Below are 5672 nucleotides of genomic sequence, written 5' to 3' on the forward strand. Positions count from 1 at the left end.
AACAGTACGTTATGAGTGTTTAAATCAGCAGTTATTTCGAGATATTGAAGACGTTCAGAACTATACAACAGCATGGCAATACTTCTATAATCATGAACGACCACATATGTCAGTTGATGGTAGACCACCTAATTTTAAACAATAATAAAGGCTTAGGATATTCTACTTATAGATTCGATTAATAATGGGGGTATTACCGTTTTTTTATAAATAGAATAATTTACAACAAATGGATTTTTTGATTAAATTTTATACTCTATTGCTAATCTACATCATTGTTTAAGTGTTTTTTAAGTTAATGCTTATACATTGCAACTATGAAAGCTAGACTCATATTTTATGGTTCACAGGCCAATTACTAAAAAATCTGTGTTCAAATAAAATGATTGCATGAGTATTTCTTATTGATTCATTTGGCTAAATTTTTCAGAAAATTTCAGAAAAATGACTGTTATAGACAAATTCTGTGTACATTAATGTAAATGAGTCGCTTAATTGAAGAGTTAAACTTATTTATGTTACAAGTAGAGTGAATTCATTCACTTATTAAGTCGAATTAGAGTGTGATGTATGGCCAAAATATTAATTATCGAAGATGATTTTATGATTGCTGAATCGACCATTACTTTATTGAAATATCATGGTTTTGATGTTGAATGGGTAAATAATGGGGTCGATGGTTTAGCAACATTGGTCAAACAAAAGTACGATTTAGTGCTTTTGGATCTTGGTTTACCAATGATGGATGGTATGCAAGTACTCAAACAAATTCGACAAAAAACACAAATTCCAGTGTTGATTATCTCTGCGCGCGACCAACTTGAGAATCGTGTGGATGGTTTAAACCAAGGTGCAGATGATTACCTGGTTAAACCTTATGAATTTGAAGAACTTTTTGCAAGAATTCAAGCATTATTGCGCCGTGCAGGACTTGAAGCGCAAGCCACACAAAATGATAAAGTGTTAGTCAATGGCGATTTAGTGTTAGATGTAGAGCAGCATATAGCCAAATATAAAGGCCAAATGATTGAATTGTCCAATCGAGAATGGGCCATTTTAACGCCATTGATGATGCACCCAAACAAGATTTTCTCGAAAGCCAATTTAGAAGATAAGTTGTATGACTTTGACAGTGAAGTTTCAAGTAATACCATAGAAGTCTACATTCACCATTTACGTGCCAAACTGGGTAAAAATTTTATACGCACCATTCGTGGTTTAGGTTATCGTTTAGGGCATCATTCAGTTTGAGTTTTTTATGTCAAAACGCACATCATTAAATACAAGATTGGTTTTATTTACATCATTCTTAAGTTTTGCTATGGCATGTGTTTTGATGTTTTCAACCTATCATATTGCCATTCAAGAGCTAACCCGTATTTTAGATACGCAAATGGAATTTCTTGCAAAACGAGCAACAGGAGTTCAACTGCAAGAAATGCATGGTCGCTTTAATCTTGATCAAAATGAATTAGATAAAGAATTATTGGTTGATATTTGGTCTTACAAAGATCCAGCCGAGTTAAATAAAAACCCACTATTGTTACCTCGCGTGAAAACTGCTGGATTTGCCCAGCGCGAAACAGATAGTGGCACTTGGTATACCTATGTATTACCGACCAAAGATTTTCAAATTCAAGTGAGTCAGCACGAACGCGTGCGACAAGTTTTGGCTTTAGAATTGGCAGGCAGCATGGTCTTGCCGTATATTCTGATTATGCCTGTCGTACTGCTGTTTATTTTCTTGATGATTCGCCGCAGCCTGAAACCATTAGATGATATGAAAAATGAATTGGCTCAGCGCGATTCTAACGAACTGAGCCATATACAAGAGGCGCAATATCCAATTGAATTGTTGCCTGCAGTACATGAAATTAATTATTTATTCGACCGCATTTCAAAAACACAGCAAGAGCAAAAACAGTTTATTGCAGATGCTGCGCACGAGTTAAGAACGCCTATTACAGCATTAAATTTACAGACAAAAATTTTATTACGAGATTTTCCAGAAAATCATGCGTTGCTCAATTTAAGTAAAGGGCTTGCACGTATTCAGCATTTGGTCAGTCAGCTTTTATCTTTAGCCAAACAAGATGCCTCAATTAATGTGGTCGAAACGCCAAAAATGATTTGTTTGAATGACGTGGCCTTAAATTGCGTTGAACAGCTCATGAATCTGGCTATGGAGAAAGAAATTGATTTAGGTTTTGAGCGTAATGATCGGGTGGAGTTGTATAGTTTTGAACCGACATTACATTCAGTTATTTATAACCTCATTGATAATGCCATTAAGTATACCCCTGAAGCAGGATTGATTAATATTTCGGTCTATTCGGGTAAATTACAAGATGCTTATATTGTGATTGAAGACAGCGGCCCTGGTATTCCTGAGGCACAATACGAAGAAGTATTAAAACGTTTCTATCGCGTTCATCATCATTTAGAAGTGGGTAGTGGATTGGGCTTATCCATTGTGCAAAAGGCGACACAACGAGTCGGTGGTGAATTAACTTTTGCCAAAAGTACCGAATTAGGTGGCTTAAAGGTGATTGTGAAATTGCCATTAAGCATATCTTAAAACCTACGCTACACCTGTTTTAAGTTGTGTAAGAATTTTAAAAAAATCTTCATCCGCTTGCCATCATTACCAGTTTTTTCAACTTTTACTTTATTGAGCCAGCCAAAACGGCGTCCGATTTTAATCAGTTGATCAAGGCTATTGGGTTGGTCTTGCAGTAAATTAGAAAAATATTGCTCTACAATGACGCGCTCTTCTTCGTTAAAGCGAAATGCCGTAGAAAAAGTAAAACATAACCAATCTCGTGCTTGGCAAGTTTCTAGATCAAGTACGGTGTGTGGATCTGTTTCAAAATCAATAAAGGCAATATTGGAGTGACTATCGATTAAAATATTTCGACCAAAGGCTTCGCTTAAGTAATTATCTTGTACATGTATTTTCTTTATTTCTTCACACGCACGTTTAAAAAAACCAAAGCGTTTTTGAAAATCGGGTTCATAAGCGAGCGCATGATCAAGCTGTTTGAGTTGGTCATCATTTGAGGCGATATCTTGAATTAGCAAGCCTGAATCTGAAACGGCTAAAATTTTAGGCACATTCACGCCAGTTTTTGCCAAGCTTTCAATACGTGATGCCTCGCAATGAATGGCACTTGCACCACCATAATTAGGCACAGGGGTGAGAATTTGAATATTGAATAATTTAGCGCCCCAAGATGCCAGCAGATACAGCCATTTGGGGTGGCGTTTAGATGCCTTTTTCAGCCAGACTTTTATGCCATCAATATCGTAAGATTTAATTGAATTAATTTGAGCGGATACATTTTGGGCTAAAAAATCTTGATATTTCTGCATATGAAAGGGCGAGCATCGCTTCAGAAGAACCACGTATTTTACGTGAAAAATTATAGCGATGCTATGTTTTCACTGTGGTTCCTCTGTTGCAATCAATAAGATGAGGTTTTTAAAATGCTGGTTTTGAAGATTTAAAACTTACTTTCTTCAGCATTGGCAGAAATGCGATGAATTGAGAGATCTGCACCACGATATTCATCTTCTTGACTCAAACGGATACCTATGGTGGCTTTTAAAATACCATAAACAGCTAAGCTGCCAATAAAGGCAACGGCAATCGCTGCAATTGTGCCAATCGTTTGTACAATAAACGACACATGACCTAATCCACCAAGCCAAGTTTTGCCAAAAATGCCTGCTGCAATGCCGCCAAAAGCACCACAAACACCGTGCATAGGCCAAACACCGAGTACATCGTCCACTTTAAGTTTGTTTTGTGTATAGGTGAATAGTTGAACAAATAAAATTCCTGCAAATGCACCAATCACCAAAGCACCAATGGGGTGGACAATATCTGAGCCTGCGCAAATTGCGACCAAGCCTGCTAATGGTCCGTTATGTAAAAAACCTGGGTCATTTTTACCCATAAAGTTTGCAGTAAGTGTGCCGCCAACCATGGCCATGAGTGAATTGATCGCCACTAAACCTGAAATGGCATCAACGCGTTGCGCACTCATGACATTAAAACCAAACCAGCCAACAATTAAAATCCAAGATCCTAAGGCTAGAAATGGAATGGATGATGGTGGGTGAGCTGCTGCAATCGCGCCATCTTTACGATAGCGCCCATAGCGTGCACCTAAAAGTAATACGGCCGCAAGCGCCATCCATCCACCCACGGCATGTACCACAACAGATCCTGCAAAGTCGTGAAATGTTTCGCCGAAATATTGTTGTAATGCATCTTGAAAATGAAAGTTGTTGTTCCAAATTATGCCTTCAATGAATGGATAAACGAGCCCCACCAAAATAAAGGTTGCAATAGCCTGAGGCTGCATTTTGGCACGTTCAGCAATACCACCTGAAATAATTGCAGGGACAGCGGCGGCAAAGGTGAGTAAAAAGAAGCAGCGCATAAGGTTGTAGCCGTGATCTGAAGCAAGCGTAGGGGCGTTATGGAAAAAATGTTGTCCATAAGCAATGTAATAACCTGCAAAGAAGTAGGCGATGGCTGAGATGGAAAAGTCAGACAAAATTTTGCTTAAGGCATTGACCTGATTTTTATGTCGAACTGTTCCGAGTTCTAAAAACGCAAATCCTGCATGCATTGCTAAAACCAGTACCGCACCAAGAAGTAAAAAAAGGAGATCTATATTTTGCATAATGTGTTCAACTTGAGTGCTTGATTTGTGTTTTGACGAATCATTATTGTGTGAATGCACTAAAATGATTCCAAAAACAACCAAAAATAAAGCAACCAACATGAGAGATAAAAGAGTTGCTCACTTAAAGCAAGAAATGCACCAATTTATTATTTTTGATCGTTAATGGGGCGAAAAATGCCCTAAAAAGTTAGTACGCTAGGGAGAGGGTGAAAAGGTAGCGTACTAACTAAGTTATATTAGTGATATAACTGAATTATTTATGAATATAGTAGGTTGCATAACGTGATTCTTCTTTGTTGGTCTGCCAGTGGCCATATCGTATAGAGCCATCCCAGTAATATTCATGACCACGGATATGTCTTAATTCACGACCGTTTAAGACATCATATGAACATTCTTTGCCGGTCGCGACCTGCATCCCTTGGAAATCACCACTCACCCAACGGCGAACAACGACTTGAATAGGTTGTGCATAGTAGCCCGGTTGAATATTGACAGTCCATGTAAAGCTGGTTGAGAAAGATTGCTGACGATCGTATTTAGCATTGAAATGAATCAGAGAAAGATAATCACCAATGATTGGCAAGCCTTTAGGCATATCTAATGACGTGCCTACACCCCAAGAATATCCTGTTGTTTTGGTTTCATTCCATGCATATGAGCAGCTAATCGTTCCTGTATTGGTGCATTTGAAAATCGGTCCACGCCAAATCCAATCGTCCCACGTTTTGTTGGCTTGTGTTTTGCCTAGTGCCCAAGAGTCTTTGTCTCCTAATCTTGCTGCATTTTGTGATTTAGTATCACTGATACAGGTTGTTGCAGATGCGACATGTGAGAACAGAACAGAACAGATAGTGAAACTGATCAGAGTTGTTTTTCTAAGAGCTGACATCGTATAAATCCTTATAGACCGAAAATATTCTTAGTGGTATTCGAAGGTGCAGATGAATTCGTGGTTGAATCGCTATCTGATAG

6 protein-coding genes are annotated in these 5672 nt (G+C 38.1%); 3 read left to right on the plus strand and 3 right to left on the minus strand.

The genetic code is table 11. From position 1 onward, the window contains the following. The 3 genes from I2F62_RS12730 to I2F62_RS12740 form a co-directional block, all read left to right on the plus strand. A partial coding sequence (locus I2F62_RS12730) for an integrase core domain-containing protein (protein WP_324625736.1) occupies positions 1 to 145 on the plus strand: 145 nt, incomplete at its 5' end. Positions 146 to 570: 425 nt separating this feature from the next. Further along, complete coding sequence (locus I2F62_RS12735) at positions 571 to 1251, plus strand: response regulator transcription factor (protein WP_324627366.1); 681 nt, start codon at positions 571 to 573, stop codon at positions 1249 to 1251. Positions 1252 to 1258: 7 nt separating this feature from the next. Next, on the plus strand, positions 1259 to 2578 hold the full coding sequence (locus tag I2F62_RS12740) for an ATP-binding protein (RefSeq protein WP_324627367.1): 1320 nt from the start codon (positions 1259 to 1261) through the stop codon (positions 2576 to 2578). Between the two features lie 8 nt (positions 2579 to 2586). Here the strand turns inward: I2F62_RS12740 and I2F62_RS12745 are convergent, their stop codons facing one another. The 3 genes from I2F62_RS12745 to I2F62_RS12755 all read right to left on the minus strand — a co-directional run bounded on the left by I2F62_RS12745 (position 2587) and on the right by I2F62_RS12755 (position 5589). Continuing rightward, on the minus strand, positions 2587 to 3372 hold the full coding sequence (locus I2F62_RS12745; protein WP_324627368.1) for a hypothetical protein: 786 nt from the start codon (positions 3370 to 3372) through the stop codon (positions 2587 to 2589). A 131-nt stretch (positions 3373 to 3503) separates the two neighbouring features. After that, entirely contained in the window at positions 3504 to 4694 is a 1191-nt protein-coding gene (locus I2F62_RS12750; protein ID WP_324627369.1) for an ammonium transporter, read from the minus strand. 256 nt (positions 4695 to 4950) lie between these two features. Beyond that, positions 4951 to 5589, minus strand: coding sequence for a hypothetical protein (locus I2F62_RS12755; RefSeq protein ID WP_324627370.1), 639 nt, complete (start codon positions 5587 to 5589; stop codon positions 4951 to 4953). Between the last annotated feature and the right edge of the window lie 83 nt (positions 5590 to 5672).

The sequence above is a fragment of the Acinetobacter sp. MD2(2019) genome, from assembly GCF_035615615.1.
GTDB lineage: Bacteria > Pseudomonadota > Gammaproteobacteria > Pseudomonadales > Moraxellaceae > Acinetobacter.